The organism is Microbacterium mangrovi, from assembly GCF_000802305.1.
GTDB classification, from domain to species: domain Bacteria; phylum Actinomycetota; class Actinomycetes; order Actinomycetales; family Microbacteriaceae; genus Microbacterium; species Microbacterium mangrovi.
Genome location: NZ_JTDK01000017.1, coordinates 39,610 through 65,897, shown reverse-complemented (window position 1 = coordinate 65,897; position 26,288 = coordinate 39,610). Strand labels below are relative to the sequence as shown.

The 26,288-nt window shown below is 69.7% G+C and carries 15 protein-coding genes; 8 read left to right on the top strand and 7 right to left on the bottom strand.

All coding sequences use genetic code 11. From position 1 onward, the window contains the following. Positions 1-145: 145 nt before the first annotated feature. Together LK09_RS16895 and LK09_RS16890 are read right to left on the bottom strand one after the other, a co-directional pair. Positions 146-859: a flavodoxin family protein gene (locus tag LK09_RS16895; RefSeq protein ID WP_039402204.1), complete on the bottom strand. Its 714-nt coding sequence runs from the start codon at positions 857-859 to the stop codon at positions 146-148. A gap of 111 nt (positions 860-970) precedes the next feature. Next, positions 971-1,267 (bottom strand): chorismate mutase, encoded by a 297-nt coding sequence (locus LK09_RS16890; protein WP_039402201.1) that lies wholly within the window; start codon positions 1,265-1,267, stop codon positions 971-973. Positions 1,268-1,403: 136 nt separating this feature from the next. Here LK09_RS16890 and LK09_RS16885 point away from each other — a divergent pair, with 136 nt between their 5' ends. Next, positions 1,404-2,966 (top strand): HNH endonuclease signature motif containing protein, encoded by a 1,563-nt coding sequence (locus LK09_RS16885; protein ID WP_052226930.1) that lies wholly within the window; start codon positions 1,404-1,406, stop codon positions 2,964-2,966. A gap of 241 nt (positions 2,967-3,207) precedes the next feature. Then, positions 3,208-4,401, top strand: a complete 1,194-nt coding sequence (locus LK09_RS16880; RefSeq protein ID WP_039402357.1) for an AI-2E family transporter — start codon at positions 3,208-3,210, stop codon at positions 4,399-4,401. Between the two features lie 138 nt (positions 4,402-4,539). Here LK09_RS16880 and LK09_RS16875 read toward each other — a convergent pair whose 3' ends face one another. The 5 genes from LK09_RS16875 to moaC form a co-directional block, all read right to left on the bottom strand. Continuing rightward, positions 4,540-5,697, bottom strand: a complete 1,158-nt coding sequence (locus tag LK09_RS16875; protein ID WP_039402198.1) for a low temperature requirement protein A — start codon at positions 5,695-5,697, stop codon at positions 4,540-4,542. A gap of 301 nt (positions 5,698-5,998) precedes the next feature. Continuing rightward, on the bottom strand, positions 5,999-7,096 hold the full coding sequence (locus LK09_RS16870; protein ID WP_039402196.1) for a lactonase family protein: 1,098 nt from the start codon (positions 7,094-7,096) through the stop codon (positions 5,999-6,001). Between the two features lie 166 nt (positions 7,097-7,262). Further along, positions 7,263-8,549, bottom strand: a complete 1,287-nt coding sequence (locus LK09_RS16865; RefSeq protein ID WP_039402194.1) for an adenylosuccinate synthase — start codon at positions 8,547-8,549, stop codon at positions 7,263-7,265. A gap of 125 nt (positions 8,550-8,674) precedes the next feature. After that, positions 8,675-16,828: a DUF5979 domain-containing protein gene (locus tag LK09_RS16860; protein ID WP_197061088.1), complete on the bottom strand. Its 8,154-nt coding sequence runs from the start codon at positions 16,826-16,828 to the stop codon at positions 8,675-8,677. Between the two features lie 198 nt (positions 16,829-17,026). After that, entirely contained in the window at positions 17,027-17,512 is a 486-nt protein-coding gene (gene moaC / locus LK09_RS16855) for a cyclic pyranopterin monophosphate synthase MoaC (protein ID WP_039402188.1), read from the bottom strand. 35 nt (positions 17,513-17,547) lie between these two features. On the opposite strand from moaC, the gene LK09_RS16850 reads away from it, so the two are divergent. From LK09_RS16850 to LK09_RS16825, 6 genes are all read left to right on the top strand, one after another. After that, complete coding sequence (locus tag LK09_RS16850; protein ID WP_039402186.1) at positions 17,548-18,018, top strand: MogA/MoaB family molybdenum cofactor biosynthesis protein; 471 nt, start codon at positions 17,548-17,550, stop codon at positions 18,016-18,018. 229 nt (positions 18,019-18,247) lie between these two features. Next, on the top strand, positions 18,248-19,672 hold the full coding sequence (argG, locus tag LK09_RS16845; RefSeq protein WP_039402355.1) for an argininosuccinate synthase: 1,425 nt from the start codon (positions 18,248-18,250) through the stop codon (positions 19,670-19,672). 240 nt (positions 19,673-19,912) lie between these two features. Continuing rightward, on the top strand, positions 19,913-20,566 hold the full coding sequence (locus LK09_RS16840) for a TetR/AcrR family transcriptional regulator (RefSeq protein WP_039402182.1): 654 nt from the start codon (positions 19,913-19,915) through the stop codon (positions 20,564-20,566). After that, positions 20,566-21,516: a hypothetical protein gene (locus LK09_RS20930; protein ID WP_052226929.1), complete on the top strand. Its 951-nt coding sequence runs from the start codon at positions 20,566-20,568 to the stop codon at positions 21,514-21,516. The genes LK09_RS16840 and LK09_RS20930 overlap by 1 nt, the downstream gene beginning before the upstream one ends. Further along, a complete protein-coding gene (locus LK09_RS16830) occupies positions 21,513-23,480 on the top strand; it encodes a YhgE/Pip domain-containing protein (protein WP_039402180.1) in 1,968 nt (655 codons plus the stop codon). The genes LK09_RS20930 and LK09_RS16830 overlap by 4 nt, the downstream gene beginning before the upstream one ends. Before the next feature lie 81 nt (positions 23,481-23,561). Next, positions 23,562-26,186, top strand: coding sequence for a penicillin acylase family protein (locus LK09_RS16825; protein WP_331454274.1), 2,625 nt, complete (start codon positions 23,562-23,564; stop codon positions 26,184-26,186). The last annotated feature ends 102 nt before the right edge of the window (positions 26,187-26,288 follow it).

The window sequence follows — 26,288 nt, the reverse complement described above, 5'->3', positions numbered from 1 at the left end:
ACCGGGGGTGGTGCGGCATCCGGCGCGGGCGTGACTCGTCACATTCCGCAAGCGCAATCCCGCTTCGTGACGAGCCAAAACCCACGGCACGGCTCACTCGTCACATTCCGCGGACGCAACCGCGCTTCGTGACGAGCGAACCGCGCTACCGGTACTCCGGGTTCGGGTGGAAGCGTTCGCCCTTGTCCCACTCCTGGCGGAGGTTGCCGTAGGCGGGGATGCCGCCGGCATCCTTCAGGCGGCGCGCCGTGTGCAGCAGGTTCCACGTCATGAAGGTCGTGTTGCGGTTGGTGAAGTCGTTCTCCGGACCACCCGACCCCGGGTCGAGGTACGACGGACCAGGGCCGATCTCGCCGATCCAGCCGGCATCCGCCCCCGGCGGGATCGTGAAACCGATGTGCTGCAGGCTGTAGAGGATCGACATGGCCGCGTGCTTCACGCCGTCTTCGTTGCCGGTGATGATCGCGCCGCCCGTCTTGCCGTAGTAGACGTACTGGCCCTTGTCGTTGAACAGGCCGCTCATCGCGTAGAGCCGCTCGATCAGCTTGCGGGTGATCGACGCGTTGTCGCCCAGCCAGAGCGGACCCCCGATGACGAGGATGTCGGCGGCGTCGATCTTCGGCCAGATCTCGTCCGGCCAGGCATCCTCCGCCCAGCCGTGCTCGCGCATGTCGGGATACACCCCGGTGGCGACATCGTGGTCGATGAACCGGATGTTCTCGACCTGCACGCCCTGCGACCGCATCAGCTCGATGCTGCGGTCCATCAGCCCCTGCGTATGGCTCTGATCCGGTGAGCGTTTCAGCGTGCAGTTGACGAACACGGCCCGCAGGTCGTCGTATACACCGGGAGCATCCATCGGTCTCTCGCTCTCTTCGTCGGGTGACTGGAGCGGCCGCCGGATCGGAGCGAGGAATCGGCGCTGATCAGCGACTACAACCCACACCGTACTCGGCGCGGGCGGCGCGCGTCACTGGCCGTCGGCTGCGGCGACGTGATGCTGGATGACTTCGGCGACGACGAAGTTGAACCACTTCTCGGCGAACTCGGGATCGAGCTCGGCCTCTTCGGCGAGCCGGCGCAGGCGCGCGATCTGGCGCTCCTCGCGGGCGGGATCGGATGCCGCCATCCCGTGCTCGGCCTTCAGCACGCCCACCTGCTTGGTGCACTTGAAGCGTTCGGCGAGCATGTGGATCAGTGCGGCGTCGATGTTGTCGATGCTGCCCCGCAGGCGCATCAGTGTTGCGGTGGCTTCGGCGTCGGTCATGGCATCCTCCCTCGTCCCTTCGAGGCTACGGGATGCGGGCGGATGCTGACCGCGCGAGCTTCTGGCTTCTGGGGCGCCACCGGCCGTTTCCTCATCTTTTTGTGCGAATGTCGGAGGGTGGTGTCATACTCTGGACATGGACACCTTCGAGGCTATCGTCGAACAGAATCTGCAGGTTCTCGCGGCGGCGCTGGGTGCTGTGTCCGTGCGCGGAGCGGGCGCGGTGATGACGACTCTGCGCGACGACGATGTGATCGCGGTCATCGAGTCCACCTCGAGCGCGATCCGCGAACTCGAGGGTCTTCGAGTGCTTGCGACGGGCATCGCGGCGCAGCGGTCGACGCGGGACGCCGGACACGGCGGGCTCGCGCAGAAGCGCGGGCACCGATCCGCCGTGGCCCTGGTCCAAGATCTCACCGGGGTGTCGCGGACGCAGGCCGGCAAGGTCACGCAGCTGGGGCGTTCGCTGCTCGAGACGATCGAGTCGGGGGCGGATGCACCGGGGCCCGAGGGCGGCGACAAGGTGGAGCCCCGTGACGACGTGCCGCCAGGGCCGCCCCCGGAGCGACCGTGGCATGCGTGCCTGGGTGACGCATTCACGTCCGGGCGGGTGAGCGTGGATCAGCAGGCGGCGATCCGGCGCGGGCTGGGCGAGCCGCCCGAATCGGGTGACCCGGCGATGGATGCCGATGCGCGGGCGGCCTGGGCGACGGCGGCGGAACAGCTCGTCGATGAGGCGTCGCGGCGCACGGTGGAAGACCTCGGGTCTGCGGCCCGGTGCATCCGCGACCAGCTCGATCCCGAAGGCGCCCGGCGTCGGTTCGAGGAGCAGTACGAGGCCCGGTCGTTCCGGATGTGGCGGGATGCCGACGGCGTCACGTGCGCGAAGATCCGGTTCGAGCCCGGCGGGGCCGCGTGGGTGACGTCCGTGCTGGATGCCGCGCTGCGGCCGCGTCGCGGTGGGCCCCGGTTCGTGGACCCCGACGAGAAGGCCGCGGCCGACGCCCTGGTCGCCGACCCGCGTACGAATGACCAGCTCGCGTACGACCTGCTGATCGACGTGCTGCACACCGGGTCGCTCGCCGACGCCGCGTCGGTGTTCGGTGCCCGGCAGGCCGGCGTGCGGGTCGTCGTCACCGACACCAGCCGCGGCAGGACGCCGGGCACCGGCCACGCATCCGGCACCGGCCACGACGGGCGCCGCACACCGGGGGTGGCCGTGATCGAAGACACCAACACCACGGTGCCGGCCGCGTTCGCCGCACAGCACGTCTGCGACACCGGCACCACCGCCATCACCATCGATCCGAACGGCAACCCGCTCACCCTCGGCCGCGACACCCGCCTGTTCACCGCGAAACAACGCCTCGCGCTCGCGCAACGCGACGGCGGGTGCGGCTGGACCGGGTGCGACAGACCACCCTCCCACTGCGAAGCGCACCACATCGACCTGCACTCCGAAGGCGGCAGAACCGATGTGGACCGCGGCATCCTGCTGTGCAGGTTCCACCACATGAACCTGCACCACCACGGCTGGTGGATCACCCGTCACGGAACCGGACCCTTCATCCTCCACTCCCCCGACCCCGACATCGAACCCGTCATCCTTCACCAGCGCCTCGAACGCCGATACGCGTTCGGCGACCTCCAACCACCACCCACCCGATTCCGAACCGCCACACCCGAGGCCGCCGCATGACGCGCACCGGGGCGTCCACCCGCCGACGCCGACCTGAGAACCTGACCGCAGAAGAACCCGACCACAGATGGGAGCCATCCATGACCGCGCGCCCGTACTCGCCGCGCACCCAGCGCCGAGTCACCAGCGCGAGGGATGCTTCGTCGAGCAATTCGGCTGATCCGAGGCCGGATGGGGTGCACACCGGAGCGTCGAGCAACCGTTTCCCTGGGATTTCCCTGTCAACCAATAGAGTGTGACCGTGACCGACGACACCAATCCCCACGGCCCGAAGCGGCGCACCCGTCTGCGTCGCCGCCCGGCCGCCGCGCCCAGCGGCGCAACGCTCGGAGCGCCGACGGGCGTCGCTCAGCCGCCCAGTCCCCGAACCGACACCGACCCGCAGCAGTGGCGCAGCATCAACCATCCGGTGATGGTGGGCTTCCTGCTCACCCTCGGCGGCCTGCTCGCGTTCGCCCTCGGCATCGCGTTCACGAACCTGTCGACGATCATCATCTACATCGTCTTCGCGCTGTTCGCCGCGCTCGGCCTCGACCCCGTGGTGCGCATGTTCGAGCGGCACCACGTGTCCCGCGCATGGGGCATCGTGATCGTCTACGCGATCTTCGCGCTGATCATCGCCGGCGTGCTGCTGATCATCGTGCCGGCCGCCGTCGACCAGATCTCGCAGCTGATCAAGAACATCCCGGCGATGGTCGCCGACTTCCAGAAGTCCGACTTCTACGCGTGGCTGACGGCCACGTTCGGCAACATCACCGACCAGGTCACCAAGCAGGTGCAGAAGTTCCTGTCCAACCCGGCGAACGTCGCCGCCATCGGCGGAGGCATCCTGAAGGTCGGCGTGGGCATCGCCTCCGCCATCTCGGGCCTGCTCATCATTCTGGTGCTGAGCCTCTACTTCCTCGCCGGCCTGCCGACGATCAAGCAGGCGTTCACGACGCTCCTCCCCGCCCGCAACCGCCCGATCGCGGCCTCCCTCACCGACCAGATCACCGACTCGGTCGGCGGATACCTCGGCGGCATGGTGATCCTCGCGTTCTGCAACTCGGTGGTCGCGTTCTTCCTGCACCTGTTCATCGGACTGCCCTACCCGGCACTGATGGCCGTGGTGGCGTTCCTGATCACCCTGATCCCGCTCATCGGTTCGGTGCTGTACCTGATCGTCGCCACCGGCATCGCGCTGTTCAGCAGCCCGACGCAGGCGCTCATCTTCGGCGTGATCTACCTCGTCTACATCCAGATCGAGGCATACGTGCTCACCCCGCGGGTGATGAACAAGACCATCTCGGTGCCGGGTGCCCTCGTCGTGATCGGCGCCATGGTCGGCGGCACGCTGCTGGGTCTGCTCGGTGCGCTCGTCGCGATCCCGGTCACCGCCGCGATCCTGCTGATCATCAAGCAGATCTTCATCCCCAAACAGGACGCCAAGGTCTAGCACCCAGGGCGGATGCATCGAGGGGCACGATCACGCCGATCGTGCCCCTCGGTCGTGTGCGGGCGGGTGCCAACACGACGATCGTGGTCTCGCTGCTCGTGAGGACCGGCGCGGTCAGCGCCGCTCCGGCATCCATCCTCAGGCGACGCGACGAAGCGTGCGACGCTCGGAGAGCAGCACGATGCCGACGATCACGACGGCCATCGCGGCGACCGACCACGCGGCGGGGAGCACCAGGGCCGCCGCGCCGACGCACGCCGGGGCGACGATCGCCGGCACCGCCCATGGCAGCACCCGGCGCCAGGGGGTGCCGTACCGCAGTGAAATCGCGGCGTTCGTCGCATAGAACAGCATCACGCCGAGACCCAGCGAGACCGCCGCGGCGGGCGGCAACGGCGTCGACGGCGACGTGATCGCCAGCGACACCGACCCGGCGAGCATCATCACCCCGGCCACGAGCAGGAACGGCAGGAAGGCGACGGTCTCGACGATGCCGCGGGAATCGTCCTGCGCGAGCAGCTTCTCCAGACCTTCGCGCATCGCGTCGATCCCGAACAGGAACATCCCCCACGCCAGGCCCGCCGTGACCACGAACGCGAGTACGGCGACCAGCGCCGCCATCCCCGACGGATCCTCGGACACCACGACGACGATCGCCAGCACTGACTCCCCCAGCGCGATGATCACGAGCGTGCCGAACCGGTCGGCGAGATACTCGACGTTGATCGACCCGATGCGCCGCAGCAGGCCTGGCGACGAGACGATCAGCAGCGACATCTCGATCGCGATCGCCAGCGCCCACAACACGAACCGCCCCGGTGACGGGACGAACACCGACAGCAGCCAGATCATCGCGGTCACGCCGTTGTACATCAGCACGCGGATGCGCGAACCCGTTCCGGAACCCCAGCTGCGCCGAACCCACAGCCCCAACATGATGACCCGGATCGCCGCGTTGCCGACCGCGAACAGCCAGGCGCGGTCACCGACGGCATCCGGAGCTGCCACCGCGATCACGCCGACCGCCGCCATCGCCGCCAGCATGAACCCGGCCAGGGTGCGCCGCGACATCCCCACCTGAATGCTGATCGTGAAAGTCAGGTTCACCCACGACCACCACACCGACGCGAACAGGGCCAAGAACACCCCGAGCTCGACGAAGGTGGGATGCGTGCGCAACCCCGCCGACAGCTGACCGATCAGCGCCACGAACACCAGGTCGAAGAACAGCTCCATCCAGTCCGCGCGCGACGCATCACGGTCGAGCAGACGCAGGGGCACCGGGCGGCTGGGCATGCGACCATCATCCCGCGGGCCCGGGCGCGCCGTGGGCGTTGCCCTTCGACAAGCTCAGGGCGCTGCACCGCCCACCGGTTCCACCGACAACAATGGTCCCCGGGGCGCGCAAATCTTGTCGGCGGAACAGCAGTGCAGGGGTCAGTCGTCGTCGCGGTGGCGGCCGTAGCGGCGGCGATACTGCACGATGAACACCACGAGCGTGGTCGCGATCATCACCGCGCACACGACGAGCCACACGGTCTGCTGGGCGCCGGTCATGCGTCCATCATCCCGCGCGGCGGCAGCCGAGCCGCCGCGATCACACCACGAGGCAGGTCGGGGACGGCACCGCCGTGCGGTGCAGGGCACGACCCGGGATGCCGGAGCGGGCATCCACCGTGAGCGACGCGACCTCGTCGGACAGCTGCCCCGCCACCAGCAGGGTGTCACGCACCAGCACGTGGTGCCGCGGCCAGTCCACGCCCGCCTCGACGAGGGCGACGGCATCCAGCGCGGAACCCTCGCCGCGCACCCGCAGCACCGCGATCGTGTTCGACCCGCGCACCCCCGCGTAGACGAACTCGCCGTCGCGCGACAGCGCGATCTCGGCCGCGGTGTCGTCCACGAGGATGCCGGCACCGAGGTGCGCGGAACCCACGATGCCCCAGTGCCCATCAGCGCCGAGCGCCAGCACGAACACCTCGTGCGACAGTTCCGTGACGACGTACAGATGCCCGGACGGATGCCACACCATGTGCCGGGGACCGCTGCCGCGCGGCAGCGTGATCGCGTCGCGCAGACGCGGAGCACCGGCATCCGCCCGCCACAGCCGCACGACGTCGAACCCCATGTCGGTCGTCGCCAGCCAGCCGTCCGGCAGGAACCGGGCCTGGTGCGCGCGCGAGGCGCGGTCCGGCGCGGACGCCAGCTCGACCTCCTCCGTCGACACCCCGAACAGCGTCGTCGGCTGCGCGCCGAACACCGGCTCGTCCGCCCAGGGGTCATCGACCCCAGGAAGCTCGCTGCGCTCCCCCAGGAACCCGTCGGCACCGAGTCCGACGCGCACCACCCGGCCGTCACCCCAGCACGAGACCAGCAGCGACCCGACATCCGGCGCGACCGCCACGTGGCAGGCGAGCTCTCCCGCCTCCACCGGGGCGCCGAACGCCACGAACCGGCGCTCGTCCACCTGCCGGTACGCCCGCACCGCACCCTGACCCTCGAGCGCCGCGTAGACCACGTCCAGCGACGGATGCCGCGTGATCCACGACGGCGACTCGGAGTCGACCACGGTGCCGGCGAACCCGAGCGGGCCGAAGGCCGACGCCGAGTCCGGGTCACCGGCCAGCAGCATCCCGATGCCGGAGGCGGATCCGTCCATGTCCGCGGTGTACCCGCCGACGAGCAGCTGAGCCATGTGAGTCTCCGTTCTGGGGGTTGTCGGGTTTGGGGTGGTGGCGTTTCGTCTCGCTTCGCGACCGGGGCGTTCGACCGGGGGTATGCGATCGGGTGGGCGTTTCGTCTCGCTTCGCGGTTCCTGAGCGAGCGTCAGCGAGACGAAGGGCGCTCAACGACCGGGGGACTCAGTCCACCAGGTCGTGGCGGACGACGACGGCGTCGCGGGCCGGGCCGACGCCGATCACCGAGATGCGGGTGCCGCTCATCGCCTCGAGGGCGAGCACGTACTCCTGCGCGGCGACCGGGAGGTCCTCGAACGACCGGGCGCCGGAGATGTCCTCGCTCCAGCCGGGAAGGTACTCGAGGATCGGCTTGGCGTGGTGGAAGTCCGACTGGTTGACCGGCACCTCGTCGAAGCGGACGCCGTCGACGTCGTACGCGACGCACACCGGGATCTGCTCGAGCCCGGTGAGGATGTCGAGCTTCGTGAGCACCAGGTCGGTGATGCCGTTGATGCGGGTGGCGTACCGCGTGATCGGCGCGTCGTACCAGCCGACCCGACGCGGACGCCCCGTCGTGGTGCCGAACTCGAAGCCCCGCGACCGCAGCCAGTCGCCCTGCTCGTCGAACAGCTCGGTGGGGAACGGACCCGACCCGACGCGGGTCGTGTACGCCTTCACGATGCCGACGATGCGGTCGAGGCGTCCGGGTCCGACGCCCGAACCGGTCGCCGCGCCGCCGGCGGTCGCCGACGACGACGTCACGAACGGGTAGGTGCCGTGGTCGACATCCAGCATCGTGGCCTGGCCGCCTTCGAACACGACCACTTCGCCGGCATCCAGCGCCTGGTTCAGCAGCAGCGACGTGTCGGCCACCATCGGCGCGACGCGGTCTGCGTACGAGAGCAGGTCTTCGACGACCTCGTCGACGGTCACCGCGCGGCGGTTGAACACCTTCACGAGCAGGTGGTTCTTCTGGTCGAGGGCACCCTCGACCTTCTGGCGGAGAATGTTCTCGTCGAAGAGGTCCTGCACGCGGATGCCGACGCGGTTGATCTTGTCGGCGTACGCCGGTCCGATGCCGCGCCCGGTGGTGCCGATGTTGCGCTTGCCGAGGAAGCGCTCGGTCACCTTGTCGAGGGTGCGGTGGTACTGCGTGATGATGTGCGCGTTGGCGCTGATACGCAGCTTCGACGTGTCGATGCCGCGGGCGCTCAGCGCTTCGAGCTCGTTGAACAGCACCTCGAGGTCGACGACGACGCCGTTGCCGATGACGGGGTTGACGCCGTCGGAGAGGATGCCGGACGGCAGCAGGTGCAGCGCGTACTTCTCGTTGCCGATGACGACGGTGTGGCCCGCGTTGTTGCCGCCGTTGAACTTGACGACCCAGTCGGTGCGGTCACCGAGAAGGTCGGTGGCTTTGCCTTTGCCCTCATCCCCCCATTGCACTCCGACGATCACGATGCCTGGCATTTCAGCCCCCCGGGGGTTCAAGGACGGGTTACACCCCACCCTATCGTGCGGTCCCGGGCGAACGCCCCAGGGGCGCTCCGCGGTGCGGTGCGCCCCCGGGTCGGCCCGGCCGACCAGGCCTTTCGTCAGGCCCGGCGGCGTCGGCGGGTGGTGATCAGCAGCACGGTGCCGCCGCCGATAAGCACCAGGCCGATGCCGCCCGCGATCAGCCACACGGTGGCATCCCCACCCGTCACCGGCAGCACCGGCGTCGCGTCGAACGTGTTCGTCACGACGACCTGCACCTCGGTGCCGTCGCCGACGACGACGGACGCCGTCTGGGGGTTGTCCGGCGAGGCCGGCGTCATCGAGACCCCGGCGGCTCCGGCGGCATCCGTCTCGGTGACGGTGCAGTCGGCGCCGGTCGGCAGCCCGCTGTACGTGACGGGCTGGGCCACGGTCAGGGTGCGCTCGTCCCCGCCGGGGATGTCGATCTGCACGCCGTTCCAGACGCACATCAGCGAGATCTTGAAGGTGTCGCCGGTGTGGTCGGATGCCCCGTCCCCGGCGACCTTCTTCGTCACGACGATCTGCCCGACCGTGAACGTGTTGGTCGCCGTGACGGTCACCGTGGTGCCGTCGCCGATCGTCACGAGCTTCGGATCGACGGTGGATGCCTGTGCCCCGGCGGCATCCGTCTCCTTCACGTGGCATTCCGCCCGGGTGGGCAGGTTCGGGATCGTCGCGGTCAGCGGGTTCTCGCCGCCGAGCACCACGTCGCCGTCGTAGACGACGTTCGGGTCGGCGCCGAGCAGCACGCAGGCCACGTGCATCGTGAACGGACCTGCGCCCCACAGCTTCGCCCCGTCGCCGTCCACGACCTTCTGCAGCTGCAGCGACCCGACGGTCATGTGGTTGGTGAACCGTGCCGTGGTGATCGAGGCGTCGCCGGTGCCGATCGAGAAGTCGACCGAGCCGTCGCCGGACACCTCCGGCTTGCCCTGCTGGGTGAGCACCACCGTCGTCGACCCGGCCCCGCCCGTTCCGATCTCGGCCACCGTGCAGTCCGCCCCGGTGGGGAGGTCGTCGAACGACTCCGACTGGCCGTCCATGAGCCGGAACGTCTCGTCGAGCATCGACTCGTCGCGGTACGTGCACGTCGCGTGGAACGTGAACTTCTGGTCGTAGAAGATCGGGTCGCCGTCCTGGTTCACCGCGTCGGAGGCGACCTTCTTGGTGACCGTGAAGCCGCCCACCGTGTAGACGTTGTCGACCAGGACGTGCGCGGTCTCGCCGTTCTCCGTCACCGGCACGACCGCCTGGTCGGGGTTGTCCGGGTCGGCCGGCGTGAAGGTCACGTCGTTCGCGCCCGAGTTCCCGGTCTCGGTGATGGTGCACTCGGCCCCGACCGGCAGGTCGTCGTAGACGACGGGCGTGCCGACGTGGAGCTCGCGCACCGCGCCGCCCGGCACGTCGATCGGCTTGCCGTCGTACGTGCAGGCCGCCGTCACCTCGAACGTGTCGTTCTCGTGCAGGTTCGCTGAGCCGCCGGTGACGATCTTGTCGACCCGGATCCGGCCGACGTCGAACGTGTTGGTCACCGTGAGCTGCAGCGGCTGCTCGTCGTCGGTGATCGTGACCGGGTGATCCGCGTCGACCGGGTGGCCGGCGGCATCCGTGATCGCGGTGGTCGTCGCGAAGCCCTGATCGGTCTCGGCGAGCCAGCACTTCGCGCCGACCGGCAGGCCGGAGTACGACGCGGTCCAGTTGCCGACCAGCGCCAGGGTGCGGGTCGCCCCGCCCGGGATGTCTGCCGCCGGGATGGTCTTGCCGTTGAACGTGCACGTCAGGCTCACCGTGTACGGCCCGGTGCCCCAGGCGTCGGCCCCGGCGCCGTCGCGCACCTTGTGCACGTCGAGCCCGCCGAGACGGAACGTGTTCGTCGCGGTGAACGTCTGCGTGTCGCCGTCGCCCACCGTGACCGATTGCGGCGTCACCTCGTGCGCGGTCGCGCCGCCCGCGACCGTCTCGGTCGTGGTGCAGGAGGCCCCGGTCGGCAGGTCGTCGATCGTCTTGGTGAGATCGTCGGGCGGGGTCAGCGTGAACGTGTCGTCGTACACCGTCGTCGTCGGCGTCACTCCGTCGAGGGTACACACCGTGCGGAACGTGAACGGCCCGGCGCCCCACGGGTCGGCGCCGTCGCCGTCGATGACCTTGTGGATCGCGACCGACCCGACGGTGTATCGGTTGGTGAACGCCGCCGTGGTGATCGTGGCATCCCCGTCCCCGACGGTGAACTGCGTCGACGATCCGGTCGTCTTCGACGTGTCGCCGCCCGTGGTCAGGGTGATGTCCGTCGATCCGGCGCCACCGTTGCCGGTCTCCGTCACGGTGCACTCGGCCCCGGTCGGGATGCCGGTGAACGCCTTCGAGTCGCCGTCGTGCAGCGTGAAGGTGCGATCGGCGACGGGGACCGCCTCCTGGCCGAGGTACGTGCAGGATGCCGTGAACGTGTAGGTCCGGTCGTAGACGATGGGCGTGCCGTCCTGGTTCACCGCCCCGCCGTTGTCGACCGCCTTGCTGACGGTGAACCCGCCCGCGGTATACGTGTTGGTGACCGTGAACCGGGACTCGTCGGGCGTGCCCACGTACGGGTGGTTGACCTGGTCGTTCGTGCTCAGGTCGCGGTCGGCGGTGAGGGCCGTGTCCGGATCGATCTTCACGGTGACGCCGGGGACCTTCGGATCCTCGATCATCGTGCACTGCGCGAACAGCGGCAGATTCACCGGCCCGGTCGTGTTGTCGTAGACGAACACCGAGCCGTCGGCCGGCACGGACGGCCGCGAGGCATCCGACCCGTCCGCGAAGACGAGCGTGACCGGCTGGTCGTCGGACGTGCAGGTCACCAGCATCGGGTACGAGGTCGGCAGGTCGATCGGTGACGAGAAGTCGGGGGCGTCCACGATCTTCTTCATCTGCAGCTGACCGGTCGCGGTGGCCACGCCCACGCGCTGCGGTTCGGCCGGCAGCTCGCCGTGCTCGTCCTGCGAGACCGTGGCGACCGTGCGGGATGCCGCCGCGAACGAGTTGTACGCCACCGGCTGCCCGGACGGCACCGCCGACTCCTTCGGCAGCACCGACGGGGTGCGCGTGTCGAAGCGGATCGCGAGCGTGTCGCCCGGCGCCAGGCCGGCCGTGCCCGGGTCATCCGGATACGTCACCACGAACTGCACGCTGCGCGCGCCGGTGAGGGCCGACTCGGGCGTCGACGCGTCGAACGGGGTCCACCCGAAGTCGCACGCCGGGTCGGCGGCGGTCTTGTCGGTGTACACCCGGATCGCGTTCTCGTTGCAGTCCTGGCTGAGCACCTTCGTCGAGAAGAACGACGTGAGCGTCGCTCCCGGGTCGAGGTTCGCGAACACCTTGCCGACGAGCGACACCGCGAACTGCGATCCGCGCCCGCTGTGCACGATCACGCCCTGGTCGCCGACCGCGGGCAGCGTGTCGACCGCGGCGATCACGCGCGCGTTCGCGTTGCCGGAGTTGGTGAACTCGAGCTTCCAGGTCTCCTCGCCGCCCGGACGCGTGATCGGCGCGCACGGGTACGTGTAGTAGCCGTCCTGGAACACCTTCGCCTCGAGCTTGCTGCACGCCGCCGAGCCGGTGTTCGACACGTTCAGCACGCCGAGGTCGTCCGGCACCGGGCTGGCGTTCGGGTCACCGGCCTCGTCGCCCTTGACCCACTTCTTCATCGACACGACCGAGCTCGCGGCCGGCGCGACCGTGGTGTCGGCGGCGCAGTCGGCGACGTTGTGCGTGTCGGGCTTGGGCTGCAGGTCGGTGCTGGTCGACTGGCACGTCTCGAACAGGCGGTCCGAGGTGGTCGTGACCGTGTTGTGGATGACGGTGTTCGGGTCGAGCCCGGGACGGAACAGCAGCGGCGCGTTGACCTTCAGCGTCCAGCCGTGGAGGAACACGAAGTCCGCCGGCGTCGTCACCGTGATGACGCCCGTCGCCTCGTCGAGGTGGGCGGCGAAGCCGGTCGTGTCGCCGGTCTCGCCGTTCGGCCCGGTGAGGGTGAACGTGTACGCGGCCGGCGTCGGTTCGATCACCGGGGACTGCCCGTCCACCAGCGGTGTGATCTGATCGGTGACGGTGAGCCCGGTCATGTCCCACTGACCGGTGTTCTTCACGGTGAACACGTACGGGATGCTGCCGTTGGCATCCAGCAGGCCCGCCGAACCGCGGGTCTTGGTCACCTTGATCGAGTTGACCAGGTGCTTCACGAGGGTGGTGGCCGTGGCGGCCGCGTCGTCGGTGAAGGTCTGGTTCGGACCGAACTGCGCATCGCCGTGCGTGCGGACCGTGTTGCTGATGACGCCGCGGTCGGTCTCGCCCGGGTTCGGCTGCAGGTCAGGACGATCGGTGCCGACGAGCAGCGTCGGGTCGCTGCGGGTGTACTCGCGGCGAGTGGTGCTGAGCGAATACGTGATGCGCGGGTTGTACGGCTTCTCCCACTGCACGGGCGCGCCGTCGACGAGCTCGCGGGCGCCGTAGCGCAGGCCCACGACCTGCGCGGCGGTGACCCCGGCGGGCAGGGCGAAGGTCACCGTGCTGCCCGGCGTGGTGTCGATCCATTCGCCGGTCGTCCAGCACGCGGCGGTCTGGGTGACCGGCGTGCCGTTGCAGGATGCCACCAGCTTTCCGGCCACGACGTTCCACGTGATGGTCTTGCCGCCCGCCGGATCGCTCACCAGCACGTCCATCCGCACCTGGTTGATGGGTGCGGGCACGATCATCCGGGAGCCGGTGTAGTCCATCGTGTTCCAGAACGTGGGCGTGTCGTCCGTGGTCGTCATGAGCACGGTGCGGGCGTTGCCGTTCGGCTGCGAGATCAGCGTCGACGTGTAGTTCGGCGGGGTGACGTCCTCGTACATCGAGGTGGGGTTGATGCCCTTGAACGTGGCGACGGTGTAGTTCGCGTCGACGATGTTGAAGCTCGCCGTGGCGTCGTCGGTGCCTGAGCTGCAGAACTCGGACGGGTTGTCGGTGCAGGGGATGCGGGCCGGGCTGTCGACCTGCACGTGCGCCTCGTTGTCGACTGCGTTGCCGGCCGTCGGCTGCATCGGATCGCCCGACGTGCGATACGTGGCGCGCAGCTGCCAGGTGAGGCCCAGCACGCCCTGCGCCTTGGTGACGATGATCGGCGACCCCGTCGGGGTTCCGAACGCCACCTCGATGCCGGTCACGGTCGCCAGCTGGGTCGGGGTGAGCGCCTCGGCCGCCGCCAGTGTGTACGTGCCGGCGTTCGGGCCGCCCGTCAGCGTGACGATCGTGTCGTTCGCGGTGGCCCCCGGCGGCGGCGTGATGGTGTCGATCGAGTACAGGTTGAGGCTGTCGAACGCCGTCGGGTCGGCCTGGCCCGGCGACGGATCGGTGATCACCATCGACGAGATGTTGCCCGCGGTGTCGTTCGTCGCCGTGATGGTCGACGAGATCAGCGGATAGTCGCTCTGCGCGGTTCCCTCCTGCGGGAGGCCGAGCTGCGTCTGGTCGAACGTCTTCGCGATGTCGACGTTCACCGGCGAGTCGAGGATCGTGATCTCGTCGTGCGCGGTCGACGTGAAGTCGCTGCCGGCCGGCGTGGTGCCGGTCGCGGCGACGGTGTTGTCCACCACGCCCTGCTGGCCCGAGTTGTACGTGTAGGGGTGCAGGGTGCCGAGGACGTACTGGCTCGGGTTGCTGCGCAGCGTGTCGCGCAGCGTCCAGGTGAGGTTCAGCGGCCGGTCGAAGCCGTACGACGAGCCGATGCCCGCGCCCGGCGTCCGCTCGGAGTACACGAACCGCACGCCGGTCGCCGTCGTCTGCTCGGCGCCCGACAGCGTGTACCCGCCGAACTGGCCGGTGCATCCGTTCGCGCAGGCGGCCGCGGTGACGTCCACCCAGGCGCCGTTCTCGTACAGACTCACCTGGCTGATCACGTCCTGCGCGATGAGCGGGTCGTCGGCGGGGGTGATCGGCTCGATGCGCTTCAGGTTCCACGCGTCGAAGACGCTCGTGGCCACGTCGTCGAGCTCGCCCTGGGTCGACGGATCCGTGATGGCCATCGATTTCAGCTTCAGCCCCTGGGTGCTCCAGCCGATCCTGGTCGTGCGATCGTCACCCGTCAGCGACGGGACGGAGGGCTGGGTCCACGCCTTGTTCACGAACTGCGGACCGTTGCCGCCCTCGAGCGGCACGATGTCGATGCTCGCCTCGGCGCAATCCGTCTGCGGCGAGCGCACCGCAGACGGGTTCGCGACCTTGCTGCACACCCCGTTGTCGACGGAGATCGGTGCATCGTTCGTCTGCGTCGTCTCGACGCCGATGCTGGGCGTCACGTTGAACCCGGGCGGCAGCACCTTCGGGCATCCCGCGGCCGTGCTCGGGGTGAAGATGAACTGGATGCCGCCGATGTCGTCCTGGATGTCGGACGGCACCGTCACCTTGAGGTTCTGCTGCGGGCCGGCGATGTTCTGGGCACCGGGCAGCGGCTCGAACGTCCCCTCCGACTTCGAGAAGTAGTTGACGGTCAGCACCGAGCAGTTGGGCACGTCGGTCTGCACGTAGTCGGCGGTGAACTGGTCCCAGAAGCCGCTGCTGTCGGTGCGCGGGTTACTGGGGTCGGAGATGATCAGGTAGTTCGAGCCCACGGTGGAGTCGTCCGAGACCTTGCCGGTCAGCGAGATCGTCGCCGTGGTGCCCGGTTCGCCGTAGATCTGCGTGGGCGTGATCTTCTTGGTGACCTGCGTGTCGACGGTCAGCGGAGAGATCGTGAAGGATGCCTTGGTGTCGGCGGTGCCGGACTGCCCATCGGTGTTGGTGACGGCCGTGTCGACGAAGTTGGTGCTCGACTTCTTGGTGATCACCGTGTTCGCGGTGATCTGGATGGGCAGCAGCGCGTAGCTGCCGGACTGGATGCCGTCCGTGCCCGGCGACTCGTACGTCACGCTGAACCCGTCGACGGTGCAGCCGGACTGCGGGTCGGGCAGTGTGTCCTTCGTCGTCGTGGAGGCGGTCGTGGAGGCGCAGTCGGTGTAGTCGTACGTGATCGTCGCCTTGGTCGCGGCGACCGGCCAGGCGAGGCCGGCGCCGAACCCGGTGAACGTGACGCCCTGCTCGGCGAAGCCGGGTTCGCCGTCGGTGGGCTCGTTGATCGTCAGCGATTCGACATCCTGCGCGCCGACCGTCGCCTTCACGCTCGCGGTGGCGGACTGACCGGACAGCAGGGTGGTGTCGTCGAACGACTTGGTGATCGAGACGTCCGGCGCGTTGGCCGACAGGTGCACGGTGGCGCTGTCGGTGGCCGGGTCGCTCGACGCGCCGTTGTTCTGCACGACGGCGCTGGCGTCGTTGCGGATCGACACCGTCTGGCCGTCCGGGATGCCGGTGACCTGGTCGTTCGTGACCGAGTGGACGACGATGTCGCCGGATGCCCCGGGCGCGTACGTGCCGTGGAAGGTGACGCGCACGCCGTCGGCGGTGTCCGGTGCGACGGGCTTGGTGGTGGTCCACACCCCGTTCACGGAGTACTCGATGTCGGTGCTCGTGGTGGTCGGCGGCGGCGTGACGTCGGCGCCGGTGAAGTCGAGGTACTGCAGGTTGGTCGGCGGGTGGGCGAGGTCGACCGGATCCTGCACGACGATCGTGTCGACGTTCTGGTTGGAGTTGTTGGTGGGCGACACCGTCCAGTCGACGGGCTTGCCCGGCACGGCCGGGATGGTGCTCACCGAGGCGTTCTTGCTGATGCCCGCCGCGAGGGTGGTCGGCACGCTCAGGGTGACGTCGGCGGTCGCGTTCTTGCTCGGGGCGTTGTCGGCGTTCGCGACGGCGGTGTTGGTGATCTTCTGGCCGTTGTAGGTGCCGGGCACGTCATTGGGAACCTTCACCGACACGGTGATGACCAGCTGGTGGCCGGCGATCATGCCGGTCTTGGAGGCGCCGTTGTACGTCCAGGTCTCGTTCGGGGTGACGGTGAACCCGGTGGTGCCGGCGTACGCGACATCCACGGGACCGGCCGGCGACAGACTGGCGGTGACCTGCGGGTTGGCCGCCGGGTTCAGCACCAGCGGGGCGGGGAGCTCGTCGGCGACGGTGGCGTTGATGCATCCCCCGGTGGTCGTGGAGCTGCACGAGACGGTGATGCGGTACTGGAACGTGTCGCCGGGCTGGAACGTGGTCTGGTTGCCCACCACGCTCTTGGTGATGCCGAAAGCGGCATCCTGCGCGAGCGCCGCCGACGCGGACTGCGGTGGGGTCATCACCGCCAGTGTGACCACGGCGACGGTGAGCGCGGCAAAGGCCGCGAACCACTTTTTCATATGAAACCCCCGACAGTTTCAGCGCGAATGCGCAGAAAAGGCATATCGGGGGCCAGCCTAGCGAGTTGACAGCGATCGCACAGGGCCGCTTCCGGTCACAGGAGTCCCATGCGTGACTCCGCGCTCGGGGAAAGGGATTCAGCCGGCGAGCGGCTCTCCCGGCCGGGTCCAATCGCCCGACTTGCCGCCGGATTTGGCCACGATCCGGACGTTCGCGATCGAGGTCCCCTTGTCGAGGCCCTTCACCATGTCGACCACCGCGAGGGCCGCGACGCTGACCGCGGTCATGGCCTCCATCTCGACGCCGGTGCGATCCGCGGTGCGCACGGTGGCCTCGATGGCGATGCCGGCATCCTCGATGCGCAGGTCGACCGTGGCGCCGTGCACGCCGATGATGTGCGCCAGCGGCAGCAGCTCGGGAGTGCGCTTGGCGGCCTGGATGCCGGCGATGCGCGCCACCGCCAGCACGTCGCCCTTCGGCACCGAGCCGTCGCGCAGCGCGGCGACGACGTGCGGCGCGCAGTTCACGAAGCCGCGGGCGGTGGCCTGCCGCACCGTCGGCTGCTTCTCTGTGACATCCACCATGCGGGCGTTGCCTGCGGCATCCAGGTGCGTGAAGCTCATAGAGACAAGTGTGACGGATTACCCGAGGAGACGAGATGCGCGCTGCCGTGGTGACGGTGTCGGACCGTTCGAGCGCCGGAGCCCGGCCGGATTCCTCCGGCCCCGTCGCGGTCGCGGCGCTGCGCGAGGCGGGGTGGGAGTGCGAGGATGCCGTCGTGGTGCCCGACGGCGCCGACAGCGTCGCGGCGGCGCTGCGCGAGGCGGAGGATGCCGGCGCCCGGCTGATCGTGACCTCCGGGGGCACCGGGGTGGCGCCGCGCGACCGCACCCCGGAGGGCACCCGCACGGTGATCGAGCGCGAACTGCCCGGGATCATGGAGGAGCTGCGCCGGAGCGGAGCAGCCGACACCCCCATGGCGCTGCTCACCCGCGGCGTGGCGGGAGTGACCGCGCGGGCGCTCGTGGTGAACCTGCCCGGTTCGCCACGGGGCGTGGCGTCCGGCATCCCGCTCGTGCTGCGCGTTGCCGGGCACGTGATCTCCCAGCTCGACGGCGGCGACCACTGACCCGCATCTGATGCCCGGGTTCACTCGTCACGAAACGCGACGCCTGCCGCACAAGGCGACGAGTCGGGATGCCGGAGCCACTTCGCTCGTCACAAGTCGCACCCGCACCCGCACAACGTGACGAGTGAGCCCCCTCCCCTGCGGTCACACACCCCGGGGCTGGCGGGGAGGGCCGCGGATGACGGATGCCGACTTCGGCGCGATCCTGCGGCTCGGTAGGCTTGGACGCATGTCGAAAGTCCTGCAATCCCTGCCCGTCGGCGAGCGCGTCGGCATCGCCTTCTCCGGAGGCCTCGACACCTCGGTCGCGGTCGCCTGGATGCGCGACAAGGGCGCGATCCCGTGCACCTACACGGGTGACCTGGGCCAGCCCGACGAGACCGACATCGAGGCGATCCCCGGCCGCGCGTCGCAGTACGGCGCCGAGGTGTCGCGCCTGGTCGACTGCAAGCCGATGCTCGTCGAAGAGGGCTTCGGCGCCCTGGCCTGCGGCGCGTTCCACATCCGCTCCGGCGGACGCACCTACTTCAACACGACGCCGATCGGCCGCGCCGTCACCGGCACGCTGCTGGTACGCGCCATGAAGGAGGACGGCGTCGACATCTGGGGCGACGGCTCCACCTACAAGGGCAACGACATCGAGCGGTTCTACCGCTACGGCCTGCTCGCCAACCCCAACCTGCGCATCTACAAGCCGTGGCTCGACGCTGACTTCGTGCACGAGCTCGGCGGCCGCCAGGAGATGAGCGAATGGCTGGTCGCACACGGTTTCCCGTACCGCGACTCGGCCGAGAAGGCGTACTCCACCGACGCCAACATCTGGGGTGCGACGCACGAGGCGAAGACCCTCGAGCACCTCGACGTCTCGCTCGAGACCGTCGAACCCATCATGGGTGTGCGCTTCTGGGACCCGTCGGTCGAGATCGCCACCGAAGACGTCACCGTCGGCTTCGAAGCCGGACGCCCGGTCTCGCTCAACGGCGTCGAGTACACGGATGCGGTCGCGCTCGTCCTGGAGGCCAACCGCATCGGCGGCCGCCACGGCCTCGGCATGAGCGATCAGATCGAGAACCGCATCATCGAGGCGAAGTCCCGCGGCATCTACGAGGCGCCGGGCATGGCGCTGCTGTTCACCGCATACGAGCGCCTCGTCAACGGCATCCTGAACGAGGACACCCTCGCGACCTACCACGAGCAGGGCCGCCGCCTCGGCCGCCTCATGTACGAGGGCCGCTGGCTGGAGCCGCAGTCGTTCATGCTGCGCGAATCGATCCAGAAGTGGGTCGGGTCGGCCATCACCGGCACGGTCACGCTGCGACTGCGCCGCGGCGAGGACTACACGATCCTCGACACGACCGGCCCCGGCCTGTCGTACGCGCCCGAGAAGCTCTCGATGGAGCGCGTCGGGGATGCCGCCTTCGGCCCGGTCGACCGCATCGGACAGCTGACCATGCGCAACCTCGACATCGCCGACTCGCGCACGCGCCTGGAGCAGTACGCCGGCATGGGGCTCATCGGCGGCGCCACCGGCGCCCTGGTGGGCGAGCTCGAGCAGGGCCAGGGCGAGGCCATCGCCGAGAGCGAGTCGGATGCCGAACTCGCCGCCGTCGCGGAGGCATCCGAATCCGCCGCGTTCGACACCGGCACCGACTGACCGACGCTTCGCACGGCGCCCATCGACCTCGGTCGGTGGGCGCCGTGCTTTGTGCCCCGGCCCGCGTTCCACCGACAACAAATGCGCCCGCCGAGCGCCGATCTTGTCGGTGGAGCGGGCGCATCCCCTGCTCCACCGACAAGAAATGCGCGACGGGCGGGCAAATGTTGACGGTGGAGCAAGAGGGGCGTAGGCACGTTAACTTGCACAGTAGCGTGCAAGTTAGGTAGAATCGGGGAAATGACCACCCCTGCTGCCGCGCGCAAGCCCCGCCGGGACGCGCTCGAGAACCGAGCCTGCATCCTCACCGCGGCGATCGAGACGCTGGCATCCGACCCGCACGCACCGCTGGACGCGATCGCGCGGGCTGCGGGGGTCAGCCGACGGACCCTGTACGGCCACTTCGCCGACCGCGATTCCCTGATCAGCGAGCTGATCGCGGCCGGCGCGCAGCGCTTCAACGACATCGCCCTGCGCGTCGACGACGCGGACGCCCGCGTCGCCCTCGCCCGGCTGACCGCGCTGCTCTGGCATGAGGCCGCCGCCGTGCAGGTCGCCGCCGCCATCGCCCTCGACGAGGCGCACGTGGCCGAGACCGCCGCCGCGCTCGCACCGCTGCGGGCCCAGGTGCTCGCGATCGTCGAGGCCGGACGGGCCGCCGGCGCCCTGCGCACCGACATGCCGGCCTCCGTGCTCGCGCGACTGGTCGAAGAGGCCGCGCGCGCCGTCGTCACCCGGCTGGATGCCGCGACGCCGGATGCCGCGGGGATCGCCGTCCGGGCGGTGCTGGGCGTGGCGGGCCTGTCGTGGCGCGAGGCGATCGCGCTCATCGACGGGCATCCTGAACTCGAACTTGATTCCGGACCGCGGTCCGACATGGAGGGGACCGACTGATGCGCGTGGAACTTCGCGGAGTCCGCAAGGGCAAAGACGGGGAGGTGCTGCCGCCCGCCGACGTCGCGTACGCGTCGGGCGAGGCCGTCCTGGCCGTCGCCGAGACCGAGCAGCGCCCCACCGTGCTCGGCCTCATCGCGAGCGGACGCATGGTTCCGGATGCCGGCACCGTCGCGATCGACGGGACGGCCGACGGCCGCGCGCTGCGCCGACGCGTCGCCCTCGTGGACGCCCCGCCGGTGTGCGACCCCGAACCGAACGTCACCGTCACGGGGCTCACCGTCGAGGAGCTGATGTTCGCCGGACGCCCGTCGACGATCTCAGCCGCCAAGCGCTGGCTCGCCGAGCACGGTTTCGCCGAACTCGCACGTCGCCCGATCGGCGAGCTCGTGCCACGCGATCGCATCGAACTGCTGATGCAGCTGACCGCCCTGCGGCCCGAGGTCGAGGGCCTGGTGCTCGTGTCCCCCGACCGCCACCGCGGCGAACCCGCGGAATGGTGGGAGACCGCGAACCGATTCGCCGCCGACGGCTACGCCGTGCTGGTCGTCGCGGGAGCCGCCGCCGTGCGCGTGCTGGCGGAGCTTCCCGAGGAGGATGCCGGGGTGGATGACGGGAACGGCGGCGAGGCTGCGGGCGAAGAGCCCGAACGGGAGACGAGCGGGGGCGAGCGTTTCGTCTCGCCTGCGGCTCGCTCAACGACCGAGAGCGACCAACCCGAACGGGAGACCAGCGGAGGCGAGCGTCTCGTCTCGCCTGCGGCTCGCTCAACGACCGAGAACGACGAACCCGAACAGGAGAGCAGCGGAGGCGAGCGCTTCGACTCGCCTGCGGCTCGCGGGGCGACCGAGAACGACCAGCCCGAACGGGAGACGAGCGGGGACGAGCGTTTCGACTCGCATGCGGCTCGCTCGACGACCGAGAACGACGAGGAGGAGGACGCCCGATGAAGATCCCCGCCATGGTCATGGCCGAACTGCGCCGGCTCACCGCCACCAAGATGTCGCGTCTCGCCGTCGCCGCGCTCATGCTCGTCCCGCTGCTGTACGGCGGGCTGTACCTGTGGGCGAACCAGGACCCCTACGGCAAGCTCGCCGACGTCCCCGTCGCACTCGTCGTCGACGACGAGGGCGCCGACGGAACCAACTACGGCGACACCGTCGCCGACCAGCTGATCAAGGGCGGCGCGTTCGACTGGATGCGGATGTCGGAGGATGGGGCATCCCGCGCGCTCCACGACGGCGCGGTCGACTTCACGGTGACGATCCCCGCGAACTTCTCCGCGGCGCTCACGTCGGCGGCAGGGTCCGACCCGCACCAGGCGACGATCTCGCTGGAGACCAACGACGCCAACAACTACCTCGCCTCCACGATCGGCGCGCAGGCCGTCGAGAAGATCCGCCGGTCGGTCGCCGAGACCGTCGGCGAGACGGCGGCCAACCGCCTGCTCACCGCGATCTCCGACATCCGCTCCAGCCTCGTGAAGGCCGCCGACGGCGCCGGGCAGCTGGCCGACGGCACCGACCAGGCGCAGTCCGGGGCGGCGCAGCTGCAGTCCGGAGCGCACAGCCTCGCCGGCGGCACCAGGACGCTCGCCGGCGCCACGCACCAGGTCGCGGACGGCGCGGCATCCCTCGCCTCGGGCGCCGCCGAACTGCAGGGCGGCAGCGCCACCCTGGCTCAGGGTTCGGCGAAGGTCGCCGCCGGCGCGAAGCAGGTCGCCGCGGGCAACGCGACGATCGCGGGCTACGCCGATCAGGCCGGCTCCGCGATGCAGACCGCGACCGACAAGCTCCCCCAGCTCCGCCAGGACATCATCACCGAACTGCGCGCGCAGGGCCTCGACGACGCCCAGATCGACCGGGTGCTCGGCAAGCTCGACCCGATCGCCTCGCGGATCAGCCAGGGCAACACGAAGGTGCAGTCCGCCGTCGGCAAGATCGACGCGCTGTCGGCCGGCGCGAACCAGGTGTCGTCCGGGGCCGCGCAGGTCTCGTCGGGGGCATCCGCCCTGCACGCCGGTGCGACGAAGCTGGCCTCCGGGGCGAGCACCCTCTCGGCCGGTGCGGCCAAGACCGCGGCGGGTGCCGATTCGGCCGCGGCGGGGGCTGCGAAGCTCAGCTCCGGCACCGACTCGCTGGCGACGGGCCTCGCCACCCTCGACAAGGGCGCGCACACGCTCGCCACGAGCCTCGCCGACGGCGCGCAGAAGCTGCCGAAGTCGGATGCCGCCCTGCGCGAGGCGCAGGCGAAGACCATCGCCGACCCGATCGCGATCGACTCGGGCAAGGTCGCCACCGCGAAGAACTACGGCGCCGGGCTGGCTCCGTTCTTCGTCGCCCTGGCCGCCTGGATCGGCATCTACGCCCTGTTCAACATCATCAAGCCGGTCTCGCGCCGCGCGATGACGGCGCTGCGCAAGCCGGTGCGCATCACGTTCGCCGGCTGGCTCACCCCGGCACTGCTGGGCGTGCTGCAGATGGTGGCGCTGTTCGGAGTGCTCGCGGTCTGGCTCGGGTTCTCGTTCGGGCATCCGTGGGGAACCCTCGGCATCATGTTCGCGGCATCCCTCACGTTCGCGGCGATCATCCTGGCGCTGAACGTGTGGCTCGGGTCGACCGGACAGTTCCTCGGTCTCGTGTTCATGGTCATGCAGCTGGTCACCGCCGGCGGCACGTTCCCGTGGCAGACGCTTCCCACTCCGCTGGCCGGCCTGCACCACGTCCTGCCGATGGGATACGTCACCGACGCCCTGCGACAGGTGATGTACGGCGGCAACCTCGACCGGGTCGGCACCGACCTGCTCGTGCTCGGGGCCTGGCTGGTCGGCGCCCTCGCGATCACCGCGCTCGGCGTGGCCCGCAAGACCCACCACCGGACCCTCCGCGACCTGCAGCCGAGCCTCATGGCCTGACCCGCCCGCACAAGACGCGTCTCCTCGAGGCGGCCCGCCGGGTCCTGTCAGCATCCGCCCAGGATCGGTAGGATGCCGCGGGTGACGACGACCGCGCCGACGCCGACGCCCTCCCCGACCCGCTCCTCGGCGCGCAAGCCCGCGCCCCCGCGCAAGCGCTCGGTGGGACGCCGGATCGCCCTGTGGGCGTACGGCATCTTCGCGGGCGTCGTCGCGCTGGCGATGATCGCGGTCGGCGCCGGCGTGTGGGCGGTGCAGGCCTCGTTCCCGCAGCTGGACGGAACCGTCACGGCGGCCGGCCTGCACCACCGCGTGTCCGTGCTGCGCGACGCGAACGGCATCCCGACGATCCAGGCCGACGACGCCCACGACCTGTTCTACGCCCAGGGCTTCGTGCACGCGCAGGACCGCTTCTTCGAGATGGACTTCCGCCGGCACGTCACCGCCGGGCGGCTCAGCGAGCTGTTCGGCTCGTCCCAGCTGGTCACCGACAAATTCCTGCGCACCCTCGGCTGGCGGCACGTCGCCGAGCAGGAGGTCGCCCTCCTCGACCCGACCGCGAAGGCGTATTACCAGGCGTACGCCGACGGCGTGAACGCCTACCTGAAGGACCACAGCGGGGTCGCCCTGTCGCTCGAGTACGGCATTCTCGGCATCCAGAATCCGGGCTACACGGTCGAGAAGTGGACGATCGCCGACTCACTCGCCTGGCTGAAGGCCATGGCCTGGGACCTCCGCTCCAACCTCGACCAGGAGGTCGACCGCGCGCTCGTCGCCCCCGACTACTCGGCGGCCCAGCTCGCCGAGCTGTGGCCCAAGTACCCGGCCGGCCAGAACCCGCTGATCGTCCCCGAACTGACGACGGATGCCCCGGCGCCGAGCCCGGCCGCCGGCACGGACGCCGCCCGCGCCTCGGTCAGCTGGAAGAAGGTCGGCGGGGTCGTCGAAGCCGCGTCGCTGCTGCTCGGCCGCACCGGCGAGGGCGTCGGCTCGAACTCGTGGGTGGTCTCCGGCGACCTCACGGCATCCGGAATGCCGCTGCTGTCGAACGATCCGCACCTGGGCGAGTCGATGCCGGGAATCTGGCACCAGGTCGACCTGAAGTGCCGGGTCGTGTCGGATGCCTGCCCGTTCGATGTGGCCGGCTACGGCTTCTCCGGGATGCCGGGCGTGATCATCGGGCACAACGCCCGCATCGCGTGGGGCTTCACCAACCTCACCACCGACGTCACCGATCTGTACCTCGAGAAGGTGCGCGGGGACACGTACCTGCGCGACGGGAAGTACGTGCCGCTGCAGACCCGCACCGAGACGTTCAAGGTCGCCGGCGGCCCGGACCAGCACATCACGGTGCGATCGACCGGCAACGGGCCGATCATCTCGGACGTGTCCGCGGAGGATGCTGCGATCGCCGCGAACGGGTACACCGGCACACGGGGCACGACGACCAAGCAGACCGTGACGCCGCCCGACACCACCGCGCTCGCGCTGAAGTGGACCGCACTCTCGCCGGGAACCACCGCCACCGCGATCTTCGCCCTCGACGTCGCGAAGGACTTCGCCGGGTTCCGGCATGCGGCGAGCCTGTTCGACGTGCCCGCGCAGAACCTCATCTACGCCGACACCGCGGGGAACATCGGCTACCAGACCCCCGGGAAGCTGCCGATCCGCGGGCTCGGCGACGGCTCGATGCCGCAGCCCGGATGGGACTCCGCCTACGACTGGAAGGGCTTCATCCCGTTCGCGAAGCTCCCCGTCGTGTACAACCCCTCCGACGGCTACATCGTCACGGCCAACAACGCGATCGTCTCCGAGAAGTACCCGTACTTCCTCACGAACGACTGGGACTACGGCTGGCGCGCGGCCCGCATCGCCGAGCTGATCGGGCAGCGGTCGTCCACCCACAAGCTGACCGTCGCCGACATGTCCGCGATCCAGGCCGACAGCCGGCTGTGGCTGGGCAAGAAGCTCATCGTCGCGTACCGGGACGTGCATCCCGCCGACGCCCCCACGGCGGCGGCGCTGAAGGTCCTCCAGCAGTGGGACGGCTTCGACGCGGTCGACTCCGCGGGCGCCGCCTACGCGAACGTGCTGTGGGACGAACTCGGACAGGACGTCTTCGCCCGGCGGGAGCATCCGATCCCGACGTACGACCAGGACCGCCTGTTCCTGGTGATCGCGACCATGCTCGACGATCCGCAGTCCGAGTGGTGGAACAACCCGAAGATCGGCGTCGCGGGCAAGGATCAGATGCTGCAGAAGGCCGCGACGGATGCCGCGCACCGGATCGTGAAGCTGCAGGGCCCCGACCCGCGCGGATGGCGCTGGGGCGACCTGCACCGGCTGACGCTCACCAACGCGACCTTCGGGTCGTCCGGCATCCCGGCCCTCGAGTGGATCTTCAACCGCGGGCCCTTCCCGGTGGCCGGCGGCACGTCCGTGGTGGATGCCACCGCCTGGGACATCGGCTCGGATTTCTCGGTGCAGACCCTGCCGTCGATGCGCATGATCGTGGACCTGAAGGACTTCGACCGGTCGCGCTGGATCCAGCTCACCGGCGAGAGCGCGCACGTGTTCCACGACAACTATGACGATCAGTTCCCGCTTTGGCAGACCGGCCGCACCAACCCCTGGCCGTTCTCGAAAGCCGCCGTCACGAAGGCGGCGACCGACACCCTAACCCTGGAGCCGGCCCCTGGATCCTGATCAGAGGGCCATTCAGGGGACGTGCCCCGGTTGTTGACGGAACGTCCAGAAACGGCACCTACGGTGGTCGGAAGTCGTCCGCAGCTTCCCCGCGGCGGACGG